We start from the raw sequence: 16,147 nt of genomic DNA on the forward strand, positions 1-16,147 counted from the left end.
CCGCGCGCGGCGGAGCGGGACCATCGGTAAGCGGTCACGCCTGCGACGGACCGGCGCCCTCCGGCAGGGGCGCATCGGCGAGGCTCAGCACCGTCTGCAACAGGACGTCGGCACCGGCCGCGCAGTCGGCCTGCGTGGCGGATTCCGCCTCGTTGTGGCTGATCCCGTCCTTGCAGGGGACGAAGATCATGGCGGCGGGGACCTTCCCGGCGAGGTTGCAGGCATCGTGCCCCGCGCCCGAGATGATCCGGCGCCGCGCATGCCCCAGGCTCTCGGCGGCCGCGTCGATCGCCGCCACGATGGCGGGATCGAACGGGACCGGCTCCTTCCGCCAGATCCGGTTGAGGGCGATCTCCAGCCGGCGACGGCCGGCGATCTCGACGGCCGCCTCGCGCAGGGCCGCCTCCATCGCGTCGAGGGTCGCGGAACGCGGGTCGCGTACGTCCACCGTGAAGGCGACCCGGCCCGGCACGACATTGCGCGATGGCGCCAGGATCGCGGCCTCGCCGATCGTGGCCACCGCGGAGGGCGCATGCGCCAGGGCGATCCGCTCGGCCGCGAGCGCGAACTCGGAGAGCGCGAGCAGCGCATCCCGGCGGCGCGGCATGGGCGTGGTGCCGGCATGGCTCTCGAAGCCGGTGATCACGCCGTCGAACCACATGATGCCCTGGCCGCCCTCGACCACGCCGATCGTCTTGCCCTCGGCTTCCAGGATCGGCCCCTGCTCGATGTGCAGCTCGACGAAGGCGCCGATCTCCCGGGTGCCCACGGCCTCGACCCCGCGGTAGCCGATGGCGTCGAGGGCCTCGGCCACCGTGGTGCCGACAGCGTCACGCTTGGCCAGGATCTCATCCGTCGTGAACTCCCCGGCATAGGCCGCCGAGGCCATCATGGCAGGGGCGAAGCGCGAGCCCTCCTCGTTGGTCCAATTGACCACCATCAGTGGCGCCTCGGTCTCGAGACCGGCGTCGTTCAGGCTGCGCATCACCTCCAGGCCGGCCAGGACGCCGAGGACGCCATCGAACTTGCCGCCCGTCGGCTGGGTATCAAGGTGCGAACCGAAGGCGACCGGCTTGCGGCTCATGTCGCGGCCCGGCCGGAGGGCGTACTGGGTGCCGAGGGCGTCCACCGAGACGGTCAAGCCGGCGGCCTCGCAGGCATCGCGGAACCAGTCGCGCACCCGGCCGTCCTCGGCCGAGAGCGTCAGGCGGTTGATGCCGCCGGCCGGCGTGCCGCCGAAGGCCGCGGTTTCCAGGATCGTCGCCCAGAGCCGCGCCGCGTTCGCGCGAAGGTTGTGGTTCTTGCTCAGGTTCATCTCGGCCATGCCGGTTCCTCTGACGGCGGAGCGCCGTGCGACGGGGTCTGTTGGGAGGGGGCCGCCAAGCCGGCGGGTCCCCTCGGGCGAGCAACGGCGATGCCAATCCGGCCTGTCAGGTGAGCGGACGCCGCACCGGATTGGCGCGAAGCAGCCCGATCGCGTCGACCCGGAGGGCGACGGCGATCTCGCCGAGGGCGCTCGCCTCGATATTGCTGATCCCGTCCTGATCGGCGACGTCCGCGGCGATCAGGAAGACGTTCTCCCGCTGGCTCTGCGGCCGCTCGGCGACCGCCGCGACGTGGCGCAGGTTCTCGGCCCGGCCCAGCCGGGTGCGCGCCCGGGCGATACCCTCGTAGAGTTCGGTCTCGAGCATCAGCGCGTCGTAGCCCTTCATCAGGACCGGGTCGGCCTTCAGGCCGTGCAGGGCCACGTCGAATTCCGGGCCGGCGACCTCGCCATCCGCCACGATGACGTTCGCGGCGGACGAAACCGCCGCCAGCATCAGAGCCTTGTCGCCGGCATAGGCCGTCACGGTACGGCCGACATGGCCGAAAAGGTCGCGCAGGAGGCTCATTCCGGAGGATCGGCCGAGGGATCGGGGGCTGCGGAGACACCAGGGATAGCAGAGGCTGGCGCGGAGGGAACCCGTCCCTTCGCGAAGGGCCTTAACCCCACGCGGCCCCGTCAGCCAGACATCCTTCGGCAACATGAGCGTGCGACTTTGTGTGCCGTCCGCGTCTTGATGCGCGACCGATGGAACGCGGCTCCGACGATCCCCCCTCAGCCGGGTCCGCGTCCGTCGTCACGCCGCCGGAGCGAAGTTCGGGCGCCCCCCAGGCCCGCGCTTCGTACCGGCGGCGGTTTCGGCCGCCCGATGGACCCTGACCGCCGGGGTCGCGGCGCGTTCCTGTCTACCGACCTCCGCGCAGCGTCGAATACTCTGATCTGCCGGTCGACATTCATCCCGTCGGAGACGATGCGCGTGGCCCGGGCGCAGGCTTCGCCCATGACGAGCGCATCCGCACCTTCGACGATGGCTGCTGGAACGCACGCCATCACGACGCCGCGGGATGCCGCGGTCAGTCCGGCGTTGAGACCCTCGTCTTGGATGACCCCACGGACGAGGCATCGGCGGGGAAGACCGCCACCAGCAGTTCGACCCTGTCGGGGTACCTCATACGCGCGCCCTGCCGGCGCCCGGGCGCAAGGTCCGGTGAATGCCGCCATGCCGCCCCGGTTTCGGGCCGGCATGGCGGCGCGTCGCGCATCAGCGCCAGAACGGCTTCACGTCGAGGAGTTCGGACCGGGCGTCGGCCGCGGCCTCGAGCAACTTCTGTGCGCCGGGGGCGTCCGGCCCCGGCATCGGCGGCCCGGACAGGCTTTCGGTCATCGCGCGGGCCGTCTCCAGGTCGTTGAGCGCCCCGAGATGGTCCTGGAGGTCCGACAGCGCGGCCCCGAACTTGTCCTGCCGGCGCAGCGCCTTCTTCTTCCGGTAAAGCCCTGCGAAGAATTCCGCGCCGTAGCGGAGTTTCTTGGCGGCGATCCGCGCCCGATGGCGGGTATGCGCATCGAGATGCTTGAGGCCGCGCCCGCGCTTCTTCAGCCGCTGGCGCGCCGTGTCGAGCACCTGCGCGGCGAAGTGGCGCCCATCGACGGCGGCATCAGGCTGCGCCGCCCAATCCCCCGTCTCGATCCAGCCGGCGAAGTCGATGATGAGCCCGCGCCACTGGGGACTCTCCAGGGTTGCCTGCACGGCCTCGTAGGCGACGGCACGCTCCGCCTCCGCCCGCTTGCCCAACGCCTCCAGGCCCGGTTCGTCGGGACGGTCCTTCGCGAGATTCGGCAACGTGTCGCTGAGGAACACGTCGAGGTTGCGGGCATGGCCGAAGGGTTCGGTCACCCGCTTGATCTCGTCGTTGAAGCCTGCGGCCCGGGTATCGCCCCCCAGCATGGGTGCGAACAGCGACAGCGCCGAGCGCAGACGTCGCAGGGAGACGCGGATCTGGTGCAAGGCTTCGGCCGGGCGACCGCCTTCCAGGAACGCGGTCTCGTTGAGTCGCATGTGGCGCAGGCAGGCGCGCGCCACGCAGCGGAAGACGTCTCCGGCGGTCGCCCCGTCGGGCAATGCCACCGGCTCGGCCTTCACCACCGCCGGCGCACGGCCTTCGAGCAGGGCGTAACCGACGGCGCTCTTGGCCTTGACCCCGAGGCGCAGCGGCACGGTCTCGGCAAGAGACTGGGCAAGTACGAACAGGTCGGCGGGGTTGCCGTCCTTGAGTTCCAGTTCGACTTCGCAGAGCGGCGCCTCGCCGGCGGGCGTTTCCACGCGGCCCTCGTCCAGCGTCACCAGCACGCGCGAGTCGCCCTGCTCCACCGGGATCTCACGCCGCATCACCACGGTGGCGAACAGCCGCTCCGGCGTCGCATCGGCCTTTTGCAAGACCGCCTCGGCCGCCGTGTCGGCCCAGGCCGCGGGATCGGGTGCCTCCCCGGCAATCTCGGTCTCCCACTCCGCCCGATCGAACAGGCCGACCCCGGCGCCCCCTGCCTTCACGGTCTGGATGTACCGGCCGCCCTTGGCGCGGACGCGCAGCGTCAGGCCCGCCTCCCGAAGGGCACGGTCGGGCGTGTCGTAGTAGGTCGTGACCAGCAGTTCCGGCTCGTTCGCGGATGCGTGCTCCAGTCGTGGATGGGACGCGAGCGCTGTCAGGTCCGGACCGGCGCAATCGAGCTTCAACTCGACCTCGCGGGGTTCAGCAGCGGCATGGCTTTCGGTGTCGCTCATATGCTCCTCTTCGTGACCTGCCTCGCCCAACGATGCAGGCATCTTCTTCGGTCGCATCGAGCCACGCGGGAGCGGCATCGGGGCGTGACCGTCCGACGCACCGCATTCAGCAAAGGCGGCGGCGCCTGCGGCGTCAAGCCGAGACAGAGCGGTCGGCTTCATCCGAGGGATGCTGCACTGCGTTAAAATCGCGCTTTCCCAAAACGGCACGGCGTGGCAAGACAAGTTGTCCACAATCCTTCTGCCTCGCTCGCCCCGGCTCCGACCGTCTGGCGGCTCACGGCGCGCTGCAGCGCCGGTGCGGCGGATCCCCCTTCCGAGCGAGCGGTGCGCCCCGGGTGGACGGCGGCATCGTGGAGATGGTCCGGTCGGTGACTGTTTTGAAAACACTCCTCGTTGGCGTGATCGGGCACGTCGATCACGGCAAGACCGCGCTGGTGCGTGCGCTCACGGGCATCGAGACCGACCGACTGAAGGAGGAACGCGCCCGCGGCGTGTCCATCGTACCGGGCTTCGCGCTGCTGACATCCGAGCGGGGCGAGATCGACCTCGTGGACCTGCCAGGCCACGAACGCTTCGTCCGCGCTATGGTGTCCGGTGCGACCGGGATGCGGGCGGTGCTGCTGGCGGTGGACGCACAGGAGGGCATCAAGCCGCAGACCGTGGAGCATCTCGAGATCGCCCGGCTCATCGGCGTGCGCCGCGGCGTGCTCGCGCTGACCAAGGCGGATCTGGCGGCTCCCGAGACGGTCGCGGCGCGGGCGGCGGAGATCGCCGCCGCCGCGTCCCGGGCCGGGATCCAGGCCAGCCCGGTCATCGCCACGTCGACGGTCACGGGCGCCGGCCTCACCGAACTCGCGGCGGCGCTCTCGGCGCTGCTGGAGGATGCGGAACCGGGCGGGGATGACGGCTTCCCGTACCTGCCTGTCGACCGGGTCTTCTCCCGTTCCGGGTTCGGGACCGTGGTCACGGGCACGCTGCGACGCGGGCCGCTCGCCGTCGGCGATACCGTGGAGATCGTCCCCGGTGGGCGCACGGCCGTCGTGCGAAGCCTCCAGATCCATGGTCGGCCCGTGGAGCAGGCTGCGCCCGGCCGCCGCACGGCAGTCGCCCTGCGCGGCATCGGGGTCGACGAGATCGCCCGTGGGCAGGCGCTGTCGCTGCCCGGCCTCCTGGCTCCCAGCGCCTGGCTCGACGTGTCGATCACCGCGGCCGCGAGCGCCGCGGCCGCTCTGGCGGGGGGCACAGGCTGTCGCCTGCTGTTCGGGACCACCGAGGTCGAGGCCCGTCTGCGCCTGCTCGACCGCGAGGCACTGGAGCCCGGGGCGAGCACGCAGGCTCAATTGCATCTCGCGGAGCCGGTGGCGGTGCCGGCGCGGGAGCCCTTCGTGCTGCGGCTCGACTCGCCGCCGGCCACCGTGGCGGGTGGGCGCATCCTCGATCCGGCGAGCCGCCGCCGGCGGCGCCACGAACCACGGGTCATGGCCGATCTCGCCGCCCTCGCAGCGGGGCGGCCGGCGGAGGTGATCGCGGTGCGCCTGGGGCAGTTGGGAGCTGCGGGAGCGCAGCTGCTCGAACTCGCCCGGCTTGCCGGCCTGGCGCCGGACCGGGTGCAGCCGTTGCTGTCCGCGTCCGGCGCCCGCACGGTCGGCGACCGCCAGATCGGGGCTCCGGCTTTCGACGCCCTGCGCGCCGGCACCCTCGCCAGCCTGTCGCATCACCATCGTGATCACCCGATGGAGCACGGCATCGCCCTGGAGCGCTTAGCCCGGACGCTCGCGATTCCCGAGGCGGTGACGGGCGCGGTCCTGCGGGACCTCGCGATGGCGGGCGCCGTCGTCCAGGCCGGCACCCTGTGGCGCCGCACCGATTTCGATCCGGCCCGTAACGAGAGCGAGGCCGCCCGCCGGCTGGAGCAGGTGTTTCGCCGGGCCGGCCTCAATCCACCCGACGAACCCGAGGCCGTCGGCCGGGACGTCCGGCGCCGCGAGGCGCTCACCTACTTGGTAGGAGCCGGCACGGTGATCCGCGCCGTCGACCGGGTTCAGCGCCGGGCCGTGCTGTTCCACCGGGACGCGGTGGCCGGCGCGAAGAGCCGCCTCGTCGAAGCCTTTCCCGAGGCCGGGACCCCCGAGACCGGCTTCCTGGCCCGGGAGGCCGGCGCGGCGCTCGGAATCTCGCGGAAGTTCTCGATTCCGCTCCTCGAACACCTCGACGCAACGGGCTTCACCCGTCGGACCGGCGATCGCCGGGTCATCGTGGGCCTCGAATCCGGCCGGACGGGGCCAGATGCGCGCTAGTCTTGCAGCGGAGCGGCGCTCGGTCCGGCGAAACCGTTCAGCCTGCTGAAGCGCTGGCAGGTCGACGCTTCAGCGGTCTAGAAATCCGCCCCGAACCAGTCGCCGGCACCCGGCTCGTAACACGTGTAGCCGATCAGGCAGTTCGGGTTGTCTCGGGTCGGCCTGAACGCGCGCTTGGCGACCTCGGTGGGTTCGCAGAACGAGCGGTCGCGGACGAAGCGGTCATAGGTCATGCCGCCGGTCCCGAGAACCAGGGCACCCCGCATCTGGACCAGACGCATCGTCTGCTGGCAGGTCATGGCCGTGCTTGACGGGCGCGTCTGCGCCGCCGCCGGTGACACCGCCAGAACGAGGGCCGCCGCGATGCGCGTGATCATCGCCCGAGTCTGCCTCCCCGCCATCGGCCGGCTCGAACATCCCGGCGCCGGGACTCACGCCCGGACGCTGTTCACCGCAAGGGGCGTCTGGCTGTGCCGTCCGGAACCGCAACGATCCGCGCCGTCGGAAGATCCTTCGAAATCCGGCAATCGGCGGGAGCCGCGACAGCCGTCCGGCCTGCGGATGGGGGTCGCATCTCAGGCCTCGCCAGGGATCCGCAGCGTGTTCCAGGCCGCCGCACCGGTGGCAGCCGGCACGAGCAGCGGCGTCCCGGGGACGAGCTCGGCATAGGTCGGCAGGTGACGCGCCGCGCAGGCTTCCCAGACATGGGCGCGGGCGACCTCGCGACCAGCATTGCGCAGACGGCCCCGCCGACCCGGCTCCAGGCTGACCCGCATGGCCGCCGCGATGGCGTCCGTGTCCTCCGGGTTCACCGACAGGGCCTCGCCGGGGGCGAGATATTCGGTGAACGGCGGCCGGGCGGGGACGATGACCGGGGTGCCGCAGGCCATGGCCTCTAGCACGCACAGGCCGTAGGCCTCCATGAGCGAAGGCAGGACGAGGGTGTCGGCGATCCGGTAGAGGCCCGGCATGTCCTCCTGCGCCACGGGGCCGGTGCGGATCACCGGCCTGCCGGGTCCGACTTCGAGCCCCGCGCGTTCGAGGGCCGCGGCACATCGGGCGGCGTAGCCGGCCTGCTCGAGCAGCGTGGGGCCGCCGGCCACGACGAGCTGCGCGGCGGGACAGGCCCGTCGTAGGATCGCGAAGGCCTCGATGATCGCGAGCGTGTTCTTGCGTGGCTCGAAGCCGCCGACGCTGAGGAAGACCGGGCCGCCGCCGAGGCCGAGACGCCGGCGGAGTCCATCGTCCTCCGGTCCGGGATCGGGCGTATAGGTCGTCCCGTCCACGCCGTTGCCGACGATGTCGGCCCGGGCACCGTATTCGGCCGCCAGAGTCGCGGCCCAGGTCCGGCTCACGCAGAGCAGGCGCCCGGCATCGACGATCGCCCGCTCCTCCCAATGCGCCAATTGCGGGTCGGCGAAGGTGTCGATGTAGTGGACGGTCCGCACGAAGCCCGGGATCAGGCGGCGCCGGGTCAGGGTCGCGAGCGCGTTGCCGCTGATCCGGCAATGGGCGTGGAAGACGTCGAAGTCGCAGGCCGCCGGGGTCGAGAAATGCGCGAGGTAGTCGGCGATGCGGGTGCCGACCAGCGCGGAGGCCGGTCCCGCCACCGGTTTGGCCGCGACAGAGATCACTGGACAGCGCGCCGCCCGGAAGAAGCCGCGCCCGGTCGGGTCGGGGGCATGGACGACCGCCTCGTGCCCGAGGCCGCACAGGGCCTCTCCGAGAGCCAGGGCGTGCACCACGCCACCGCGCGGATTGGTCGAGTGCGTGAGGATCGCGATGCGCAAGCGGCCGACCATGGGACGGTTCACCGAGGCCCGCAGCCGGTCGGGGGGCGCGCGCCCGCAGGCCCCGACCACGGTCCCCGCCGCCCTCCGGAGGTCCGCGGTATCCCGGTCGCATGGTTCGTGCCGCGTGAGGCTCCCGACGCCGCGGAATGGCTGGATCGCGATATGGCGGGTCCGAGCGGCACGCTGCAGCCATGCACATCCGCCCCGGACATCAGCGCCAGCCCCGCCACCGCATTGGCGCCTAATTTTGTGTTACGAATTCACTTTCTTTTCAAACGCGGCACGGAACCGCTCTTTTCAGGGCCGTGTGTCAGATTGTATCTCTCGTTCACGAGATCTGGAGCCGTCCGTCCCGTGTCCCAGTCGCCGAACACTGCCGTCGCCAAGCGCCCCGCCCGCACGATGCTGCGCCGCCTCGGGCTGCTCGGGGCGCTGCTGGTCCTGCCGACGGCGGTCCTCGCCTACGCGGACCTCCTGCCCGAATCGCTGGACATGCTGGGCCTCGACCTCGGCACGAGCCCGGATCTGCCGCATGTTGCCCGGCAGATCGCCATCGGCGCACCCTTGAAGATCGTGGCCTTCGGCTCGTCCTCCACGGAAGGCGTCGGCGCATCGAGCCCGGCCAACACCTATCCCGCCCGCCTTCAGATGGACCTGCGCAAGCGGCTGCACGGGATGGATGTGGCGGTCGTCAATCGCGGCATCGGCGGCGAGCACGTGGACGACATGCTGGCGCGGCTCGACCGTGACGTCATCGCAGCCGAGCCCCAACTCGTGATCTGGCAGACCGGCAGCAACGATCCGCTGCGTGGAGTGGCGATCGATCATTTCCGCGACGTCACGGTCGCGGCGATCCGGCGGATCCGGGAGGCCGGCATCGATGTGGTGCTGATGGAACCGCAATGGTGCCCGAAGCTGGAGGCCACGCCGGGCGCCTCCCGTTTCCTCGATGCGGTGCGCAGCATCGGCGAAGAACTCGATGTCCCGGTGATTCGCCGAGCCGACCTCATGCACGGGTGGGTGCGCGAGGGCAGGCTGACCACGAAGCAGCTCTTCGCCTCCGACGGCCTGCACATGGCGGATCGCGGCTATGCCCTCCTGGCGGAGGCGGCGGCACAGTCGATCCTGCAGGATGCGGGACCCGTGCGGACCACAGAGGCGGTCGCGGAATAGCGGGTGTCCGCCGTCTCCACGGTCGCGCTGGACTCGGCCGGCGAGGCTCCCCATCTCGGCGCGGTCGAGAGCGGAGCCGAATCTTGAGCCAGGACGCATTCAGGTACGACGACCGGGGCACGCCCCCACAGATGCACGCGACGACGATCCTGATGGTGCGCAAGGGCGGCCGGGTCGTGATCGGTGGCGACGGTCAGGTCAGCCTCGGCCAGACCATCGTGAAGGGGAATGCCCGCAAGGTCCGCCGTCTCGCCAAGGGTTCGGTGATCGGCGGTTTCGCGGGCGCGACGGCCGACGCCTTCACCTTGTTCGAGCGTCTCGAAGCCAAGCTGGAGCAGTATCCAGGCCAGCTCACACGGGCCTGCGTCGAACTCACCAAGGACTGGCGGACGGATCGCTATCTGCGCCGGCTCGAGGCGATGATGCTCGTCGCCGATCGTGAGGTCAGCCTGCTCCTATCTGGCTCGGGGGACGTGCTGGAGCCCGAGAGCGGGGTCATGGCAATCGGCTCGGGTGGAAACTACGCCCTGGCCGCCGCCCGCGCCCTCGAGGACGGCGACCTCGACGCCGAGGCGATCGTGCGGCGGGCCATGGCGATCGCGGCTGAGATCTGCGTCTACACCAACGGCAACCTCGTGATCGAGGCGCTGGACGCCTGACCCCCTCGGTTTGGGTCGCGCGGGCCATCTGCGCGTCACTTCAGCCCTGCTTCCCAATCGAATCTGACTTGCCCCATCGGCGTCGGCCCCCGCTCCGACTGTTCCGAAGCGCTTGCGACGCGCGACAGGCGTGCGCGGGCGGCGGCGCTCGCGCTCCGCACCGCCTGCCCCCCCTGGGGACCGGAAATCCCACGCACTGGGCCGCACAGCGAGATCTTCATCGGCCAGATCGTGCGCCAGTCGGGCTCGATGTTTTTGAGTCATTCCGAACCGTAGAAACAAACTTGCTTCCTGCCATCGAGAAATATTAAGTGCGGACCTGGTATTCATATTGGTATTGATCAGATTTTTGATCGCCTAAAAACGATCTGATTGATCCAAAACAGACGTCGTACCGGCATCACAATTTTATATCGCTCACGTCGGGGCGATATTTAGATTTAACGCGGAAAGTAATGGAAAATTTACACAGCATCGATTAATAAATTTGCGATTTCAAAATTTACCCAAAAGAAGACTGACGTCAGGACTATTCCATGCGCTCGCTCAACGATGTCCGTATCGTCACGAAACTTTCGACTGCCTTCGGCACGCTGGCTGCAGTCACCATCGGCATAAGCGCAATCGGATACACGCATCTCGCGTCGATCCAGCACGTGAATTACCAAACCGAGCATTCTTACAAGGTCATCTCCGCCCTCGATGGCTTGGCGCGGTCGATGGTCAACCAGGAAACCGGCCTGCGCGGTTACCTGATCTCCGGCGACCCGAAGTTTCTCGACCCGTTCCGCAGCGGGCAGACCGCCTACAAAATCGCCCTGGAGGCCGCAAAGACGCTCACCGCGGATAACGGCGCTCAACAAGGTCGTCTGGAGGCCGTGAACCACTCCGCGGAAACTTGGTCGAAGGAGATCGCCGCGAAAGCAATTGCCCTCGTCGCGGAGGGCAACCTCGACCAGGCGCGCCGATTCGAGGCCAGCGGAGCCGGAAAGGCGTCCATGGACGCCTTACGCGCGCAGATCGCCGAGACCGAAACAGCAGAACGGGATCTTCTCACCGCCCGCAGCGCCGAGCAGGCGCGTTCGTTCAGCGCGGCCTATCTCGCGAGCTTCCTCGGCAGCATCGCGAGCGTCGTCATCGCCGCGCTTCTGGCCTTCCTGGTCTTCGCGATGTTGACGCGGCCTCTGGCTCGGCTTGTCGCGGTGCTCCAAAGGATGGCTCGGGGCGAGATCGAAGCCGAAATCCAGGAAGCGCAGCGCGGCGACGAAATCGGTGCGGTTGGCCGCGCCGTCGACGGCATCAAGGCCATGGTCGCCAAGAAGGCCGCAGAGGAAGCCGAGATGAAGCGGATCGCCGATGCGGCCGCCGCGGCCGAACGACGCCGGACCATGGTCGAACTGGCCGACAGCTTCGACCGCGCCGTCGGCGGGATCGTCGGGCGGGTCTCATCGTCGGCGACCGAACTCCAGGCGACCGCCCGGGCCATGTCGGCCACGGCGTCCGAGACGTCGAGCCAGTCGACCACGGTGGCGGCCGCCGCCGAGGAAGCCGCCTCCAACGTCAATACCGTGGCGGYRGCSGCCGAGCAGCTCGGYTCCTCCGTCCAGGAGATCGGCCGGCAGGTGGACGGCTCCGCGCATCTGGCCCAGCGCGCCGTCTCYGACGCCGATCAGACCAGCGCCCGCGTGCAGGAGCTGAGCGCCKCCGTCTCGCGGATCGGCGACGTSGTCGGCCTGATCTCGAMCATCGCCGGCCAGACGAACCTGCTGGCCCTCAACGCCACCATCGAGGCGGCSCGCGCCGGCGCCGCSGGCAAGGGYTTTGCGGTCGTGGCCGCCGAGGTSAAGGCCCTGGCCGAGCAGACCGCGAAGGCGACCCAGGAGATCTCCGGCCAGATCGCCCAGATCCAGGCCTCGACCGGGCAGGCGGTGACCGCGATCGGCGGCATCACCGAGCGGATCCGGGAGATCAGCGGCGTGGCGACCTCGATCGCCGCCGCGGTGGAGCAGCAGGGCGCGGCCACCCAGGAGATCGTCCGCAACGTCGCGCAGGCGGCCCTCGGCGCCGGCGAGGTGACGAGCAACATCTCCGGCGTCGCCGGCGCGGCGGAGGAGACCGGAGCCGCGGCCAGCCAGGTTCTCGGCGCCGCCGCCGAGCTGTCGCGGCAATCCCACGCCCTGACCGCAGAAGTCGGCCGCTTCCACGCAACGGTGCGGGCCGCTTAGGGCCGGGATGACCGCGCGCCCACGCAACTGAGACGCTGCCGTCGACGGAAGCCGATCGGGCGAAGGCGTTCAAAATCGGCCCGCGCTTCGTATTTCCGGGAGGCGCTCCTGCACATCCCACAGCGGATAGCGCAGGGACGGCGCCCTTCGAGCCGATTCGCGAGCCTGTCGCCGCGAACGCCCGACCCGCGGGCGCAGATCTAAAGGCCGCCTGTGCGAAGCCCGGTTCGCGGAGATGCGATCAGGCGCCGTCGCGCACCGCCACGAATCACTGCAGGTGGCGGGTGTAGGTGTCCCCGGCCGCCGCCTTCAGGGCCGCGCCCGCCTCACGGCCGATCCGTTCCGCTTCGGCCGCCGGACCCTGCCGGGACGCCGACCAATGCCGACTGCCGTCCGGCAGGAAAAGCAGGCCGTCGATCCGCAGAGTTTCACCGTCGATCTGCGCCAGGGCGGCAATCGGCGTCCGACAGGATCCGTCCAATTCGGCGAGAAGCGCCCGCTCGGCCGAGACCGCTGTGGTGGTACGGGCGCAGGCGATGGGTGCCAGGAGGTCGCGGATCGCGGCGTCATCCGAGCGGCACTCGATCCCCAGCGCTCCCTGGGCGACCGCCGGAAGCATGTCCTCAACGGAGAGGATGCTGCGGGCCATGCCCTCCAGTCCGAGCCGCTGGAGTCCCGCCAGGGCGAGCAGCGTCGCGTCGCACTCGCCGGCCTCAAGCTTGCGCATCCGGGTGTTGGCGTTGCCGCGCAGCGGGACCACGCGCAGATCGGGCCGGCGCATCAGCACCTGCGCACCGCGACGCAGCGAAGACGTTCCGACCCGGGCACCGGCCGGCAGCCCCGCAAGCCCGTCCGCATGCGGCGACAGGAACGCGTCCCGCGGGTCGTCGCGCTCGAGGATGCAGGCGATGGCGAGCCCCTCCGGGAGCCATGTCTCGACGTCCTTCATCGAATGGACGGCGACATCGACTTCGCCGGCGAACAGCGCCTGCTCAAGCTCTTTGGTGAAGAGGCCCTTTCCGCCGATCTCCGAGAGGGGCCGATCGAGGATCTTGTCGGCGACCGTGGTGACAACCACCAGCTCGGTCTCCAATCCTGGATTGGCCGCCACGATCCGGTCGCGCACCATGCCGGTCTGCGCGAGCGCCATCGGAGAGCCGCGGGTGCCGATGCGCAGAGGGCGGTTCAACATCTGGTTCCGGATCGCTTCGTGGGCCACGACACTGCCTTATAGACTGCGCGCGGCGACAGGCCACGGTCCCTCTGGCAGTTTCGGACAGTCATAGCGCCGCCTTGAAATCCCGCCCCGCTTTCGCCGGACTGGCCGCCTAGCGGGACAGGAGCCAGTCCCCGAGTCCACAGGCGTTGTCGCGATGCTGATCCTGCCGAGCCGACGGCAATTCCTGACCGGGCTCGTCGCGGGTGCAGGCCTCACCACCGCAACGGGCGTCTACGCCTTCGACATCGAGCCGATGCACCGGCTGGTGGTCACGTCCTACGCGCCCGACCTGCCGAACTGGGATCCGGCGCTCCGGTTGCGAGTGGCGGTGCTCGCGGATTTTCACATCTGCGAGCCGTACATGCCGTTCGATCGCGTGGCGCAGATCGTCGAGGCCACCAACGCTCTCGAGCCAGATCTCGTCCTGTTGCTCGGCGATTATCCGGCCGGGCGGATCGCGTGGCGCAAGCTGCCGCTGAGCCAGTTCGCCCGGATGATGACCGAACTCAAGGCGCCCCTCGGGACGCACGCGATCCTGGGCAATCACGATTGGTGGGACGATGACGCGGTCCAGAGGTCCGGTCGCGGCGTGCCGGCGGTCCGCCGCCTTCTGGAGGCGCAGGGTATCCCGGTGCTGGAGAACCAGGCCGTGCGCCTGCAGAAGGACGGACGTCCGTTCTGGCTGGCCGGACTAGGGGATCAGCAGCCGTTCTTCCACGCCTGGAACACGTTTAGCTTGGCCGACCTGCCGCGGACCCTTGCGGCGGTCACCGACACGGCCCCCGTGATCCTGATGGCGCATGAGCCCGACATCTTCGTGGCCGTGCCCGACCGCGTTTCCCTGACGCTGGCCGGGCATACCCATGGGGGCCAGATCCGGCTGCTCGGCCACGCGCCGGCGATTCGGAAGGTCCAGGGGCACGACTATTCCTACGGACACGTCGTGCAGGACGGTCGCCACATGATCGTCTCCGGCGGCTTCGGGATGAGCCGGATCCCGGTGCGAATGGGCGTCCCACCGGAGATCGTCTTCCTGGAACTCGGGCCGGGTGCCGACTCGCCGGCCGCCACGTGAGCAGTAGAGCCCGATGCGTTCCCGGTCCCAGCGCTCGGGCGGGACGCGCGGATGCCGCCTGTGAAAGTATACGTGTGGCATCCGCAAGCAGTTCATCCTAAAATCCGGATGCTATTAAGAAAATTTCCAGCAAACAAATAGCATGCGCGTCGATTTGACACACAATGTCGTGCATGGGACGGTCCCGTACCGATTCGATAGGGGACGCTCATGCCGATCCTGCTCGGCCTCATCGCCATCATCGCCGCAGGACTGTTCTGGATCTTGCGGGTGCACGGGACCGTCAAAGGTCTCCAGGCGGTCGACCGGGACACGAAGGGCCTCCAGCGCCGGGCACTCTCGACCTTGGCGGGACTCGTCGGAACGCCGCTGCAGCGCGTGCGCGACCCGCGTCTGGCGGCGGTCATCCTGATGATCCAGATCGTTCGAACCGGCAGCACGCTGACCGCCAGCGAGAAGACGCGAATCCTGGAATACATGGAGACGCCGCTGGAGGTGGACCGGATCTCGGCCACTTTCGAGCGCGCCTGGGGCTACACGCATGCGCGGCTTCCGTTCTCGCAGGTCGCCGACGCGCTGGCGCCGCTGCTGCGCGACGCACTGACGCTTTCCGAGCGGACCGCGCTGATTGCCATGCTGAAACATGTGGCCGGAGCCCACTCGCCGCCCAGCGAGTTGCAGCGTGAGGGGATTGCGCGCCTGAAGCGCCGCCTTCTCGCCGGTGAAGGCCGAAACCTGGAGCGGCGGGGCGAAGCCGTCTGATCCGATCGGGGAACGATGCCGCGCCGCTCGTTTTTCGGCGGTCTCGCGCTAGATCGCCGTGATGCGCGCGCTTCTGCCTATTCTCATCCTGACCGCCCTGACGGCCGGTGCCGAATCCGCCCGGGCGCAATCGTGTGATGCCCTGGTCGCCAGGGTAACGTCTGAGACAGCGGCCAAGACCGCCGAGCGCCGCAGTGACTACGCCAGTTTCACGGTCGGTTCGGACATGACCCTGACGCTGGCCTGCGGCATCCCCGACCTGTCGTCCTTGGGTGCGCAGTTCCGCGGCGCCAATCCGCCGGACAGCTATTACGACCTGTTTGGGCAGGCCGGGCACGCGGTCACCGGCATTGACGCTGCGGTGATCACCGAAGCGGCGCATCGCGCCCAGGCGACCGCGACGAAGCTGCGCCACAGCAGTGTTGACCTCGGCGGAGCCCGGGTCACGTGCTCGTCGATGATCTCACCCGACAAGGGGCCGCTGACGCTCTGCGCGGTCATCGAGAACAGCGACCGCAGCTGAGGCCGGCCGGCAAGCCGCCGGCCGGCGATTCCGGTTCAGAGCGGGATGTTGTCGTGCTTCTTCCAGGGTTGCTCCATCTTCTTGGTGCGTAGCATGCCGAGCGCCCGGGCGATCCGGCGCCGGGTTGAGTGAGGCATGATGACTTCGTCGATGTAGCCGCGCTCGGCCGCGACGAACGGAGACAGGAAGCGGTCCTCGTACTCCCCGGTCCGGGCCGCGATTTTCTCGGGGTCGCCCAGTTCGCTGCGGAAGATGATCTCCACGGCGCCCTTGGCACCCATCACGGCGATCTGCGCGGTCGGCCAAGCGTAGTTC

The 16,147-nt window shown here is 69.5% G+C and carries 14 protein-coding genes; 7 read left to right on the plus strand and 7 right to left on the minus strand.

The annotated features are described in order from the left end of the window. Nucleotides 1–34: 34 nt before the first annotated feature. The 3 genes from AC1DXK_RS00670 to AC1DXK_RS00680 form a co-directional block, all read right to left on the minus strand. On the minus strand, nt 35–1,324 hold the full coding sequence (locus AC1DXK_RS00670; RefSeq protein WP_457104406.1) for a Zn-dependent hydrolase: 1,290 nt from the start codon (nt 1,322–1,324) through the stop codon (nt 35–37). A gap of 106 nt (nt 1,325–1,430) precedes the next feature. Next, on the minus strand, nt 1,431–1,892 hold the full coding sequence (locus tag AC1DXK_RS00675; protein ID WP_457104407.1) for a tellurite resistance TerB family protein: 462 nt from the start codon (nt 1,890–1,892) through the stop codon (nt 1,431–1,433). A gap of 693 nt (nt 1,893–2,585) precedes the next feature. Then, nucleotides 2,586–4,103, minus strand: coding sequence for a CYTH and CHAD domain-containing protein (locus AC1DXK_RS00680; protein WP_457104408.1), 1,518 nt, complete (start codon nt 4,101–4,103; stop codon nt 2,586–2,588). A 359-nt stretch (nt 4,104–4,462) separates the two neighbouring features. Between AC1DXK_RS00680 and selB the strand changes: the two genes are divergently transcribed. After that, nucleotides 4,463–6,403, plus strand: coding sequence for a selenocysteine-specific translation elongation factor (gene selB, locus AC1DXK_RS00685; RefSeq protein WP_457104420.1), 1,941 nt, complete (start codon nt 4,463–4,465; stop codon nt 6,401–6,403). Between the two features lie 77 nt (nt 6,404–6,480). Here selB and AC1DXK_RS00690 read toward each other — a convergent pair whose 3' ends face one another. Together AC1DXK_RS00690 and AC1DXK_RS00695 are read right to left on the minus strand one after the other, a co-directional pair. Beyond that, nucleotides 6,481–6,780 (minus strand): hypothetical protein, encoded by a 300-nt coding sequence (locus AC1DXK_RS00690; protein ID WP_457104409.1) that lies wholly within the window; start codon nt 6,778–6,780, stop codon nt 6,481–6,483. Between the two features lie 198 nt (nt 6,781–6,978). Next, the gene (locus AC1DXK_RS00695; RefSeq protein WP_457104410.1) at nt 6,979–8,205 is read right to left on the minus strand and encodes an MSMEG_0565 family glycosyltransferase; all 1,227 of its coding nucleotides are present in this window, start codon (nt 8,203–8,205) and stop codon (nt 6,979–6,981) included. Between the two features lie 393 nt (nt 8,206–8,598). Between AC1DXK_RS00695 and AC1DXK_RS00700 the strand changes: the two genes are divergently transcribed. The 3 genes from AC1DXK_RS00700 to AC1DXK_RS00710 all read left to right on the plus strand — a co-directional run bounded on the left by AC1DXK_RS00700 (nt 8,599) and on the right by AC1DXK_RS00710 (nt 12,253). Further along, nucleotides 8,599–9,369: an SGNH/GDSL hydrolase family protein gene (locus AC1DXK_RS00700; protein ID WP_457104421.1), complete on the plus strand. Its 771-nt coding sequence runs from the start codon at nt 8,599–8,601 to the stop codon at nt 9,367–9,369. Nucleotides 9,370–9,500: 131 nt separating this feature from the next. Continuing rightward, nucleotides 9,501–10,028: an ATP-dependent protease subunit HslV gene (gene hslV / locus AC1DXK_RS00705; protein ID WP_457104422.1), complete on the plus strand. Its 528-nt coding sequence runs from the start codon at nt 9,501–9,503 to the stop codon at nt 10,026–10,028. Nucleotides 10,029–10,564: 536 nt separating this feature from the next. Next, nucleotides 10,565–12,253 (plus strand): methyl-accepting chemotaxis protein, encoded by a 1,689-nt coding sequence (locus AC1DXK_RS00710; RefSeq protein ID WP_477296389.1) that lies wholly within the window; start codon nt 10,565–10,567, stop codon nt 12,251–12,253. Nucleotides 12,254–12,521: 268 nt separating this feature from the next. Here AC1DXK_RS00710 and hemC read toward each other — a convergent pair whose 3' ends face one another. After that, complete coding sequence (gene hemC / locus AC1DXK_RS00715) at nt 12,522–13,445, minus strand: hydroxymethylbilane synthase (protein WP_457104423.1); 924 nt, start codon at nt 13,443–13,445, stop codon at nt 12,522–12,524. Nucleotides 13,446–13,626: 181 nt separating this feature from the next. Here hemC and AC1DXK_RS00720 point away from each other — a divergent pair, with 181 nt between their 5' ends. From AC1DXK_RS00720 to AC1DXK_RS00730, 3 genes are all read left to right on the plus strand, one after another. After that, complete coding sequence (locus AC1DXK_RS00720) at nt 13,627–14,547, plus strand: metallophosphoesterase (protein WP_457104411.1); 921 nt, start codon at nt 13,627–13,629, stop codon at nt 14,545–14,547. A 210-nt stretch (nt 14,548–14,757) separates the two neighbouring features. Further along, complete coding sequence (locus AC1DXK_RS00725) at nt 14,758–15,309, plus strand: TerB family tellurite resistance protein (RefSeq protein ID WP_457104412.1); 552 nt, start codon at nt 14,758–14,760, stop codon at nt 15,307–15,309. Nucleotides 15,310–15,370: 61 nt separating this feature from the next. After that, complete coding sequence (locus tag AC1DXK_RS00730; protein WP_457104413.1) at nt 15,371–15,832, plus strand: ABC transporter ATPase; 462 nt, start codon at nt 15,371–15,373, stop codon at nt 15,830–15,832. Between the two features lie 35 nt (nt 15,833–15,867). Here AC1DXK_RS00730 and AC1DXK_RS00735 read toward each other — a convergent pair. Beyond that, the coding region (locus tag AC1DXK_RS00735) for a carboxyl transferase domain-containing protein (protein ID WP_477296392.1) at nt 15,868–16,147 on the minus strand (280 nt) is incomplete at its 5' end.

The sequence above is a fragment of the Methylobacterium sp. P3_A11 genome (assembly GCF_056403155.1).

What these genes read in the sequence shown, in the direction of transcription:
- AC1DXK_RS00680 (WP_457104408.1), bottom strand. Translation starts at nt 4,103, where the DNA reads ATGAGCGACACCGAAAGCCATGCCGCTGCTGAACCCCGCGAGGTCGAG.
- hemC (WP_457104423.1), bottom strand. Translation starts at nt 13,445, where the DNA reads ATGTTGAACCGCCCTCTGCGCATCGGCACCCGCGGCTCTCCGATGGCG.
- AC1DXK_RS00700 (WP_457104421.1), top strand. Translation starts at nt 8,599, where the DNA reads ATGCTGCGCCGCCTCGGGCTGCTCGGGGCGCTGCTGGTCCTGCCGACG.
- AC1DXK_RS00675 (WP_457104407.1), bottom strand. Translation starts at nt 1,892, where the DNA reads ATGAGCCTCCTGCGCGACCTTTTCGGCCATGTCGGCCGTACCGTGACG.
- AC1DXK_RS00725 (WP_457104412.1), top strand. Translation starts at nt 14,758, where the DNA reads ATGCCGATCCTGCTCGGCCTCATCGCCATCATCGCCGCAGGACTGTTC.
- AC1DXK_RS00670 (WP_457104406.1), bottom strand. Translation starts at nt 1,324, where the DNA reads ATGGCCGAGATGAACCTGAGCAAGAACCACAACCTTCGCGCGAACGCG.
- hslV (WP_457104422.1), top strand. Translation starts at nt 9,501, where the DNA reads ATGCACGCGACGACGATCCTGATGGTGCGCAAGGGCGGCCGGGTCGTG.
- selB (WP_457104420.1), top strand. Translation starts at nt 4,463, where the DNA reads ATGGTCCGGTCGGTGACTGTTTTGAAAACACTCCTCGTTGGCGTGATC.
- AC1DXK_RS00695 (WP_457104410.1), bottom strand. Translation starts at nt 8,205, where the DNA reads ATGGTCGGCCGCTTGCGCATCGCGATCCTCACGCACTCGACCAATCCG.
- AC1DXK_RS00720 (WP_457104411.1), top strand. Translation starts at nt 13,627, where the DNA reads ATGCTGATCCTGCCGAGCCGACGGCAATTCCTGACCGGGCTCGTCGCG.
- AC1DXK_RS00730 (WP_457104413.1), top strand. Translation starts at nt 15,371, where the DNA reads ATGCGCGCGCTTCTGCCTATTCTCATCCTGACCGCCCTGACGGCCGGT.
- AC1DXK_RS00690 (WP_457104409.1), bottom strand. Translation starts at nt 6,780, where the DNA reads ATGATCACGCGCATCGCGGCGGCCCTCGTTCTGGCGGTGTCACCGGCG.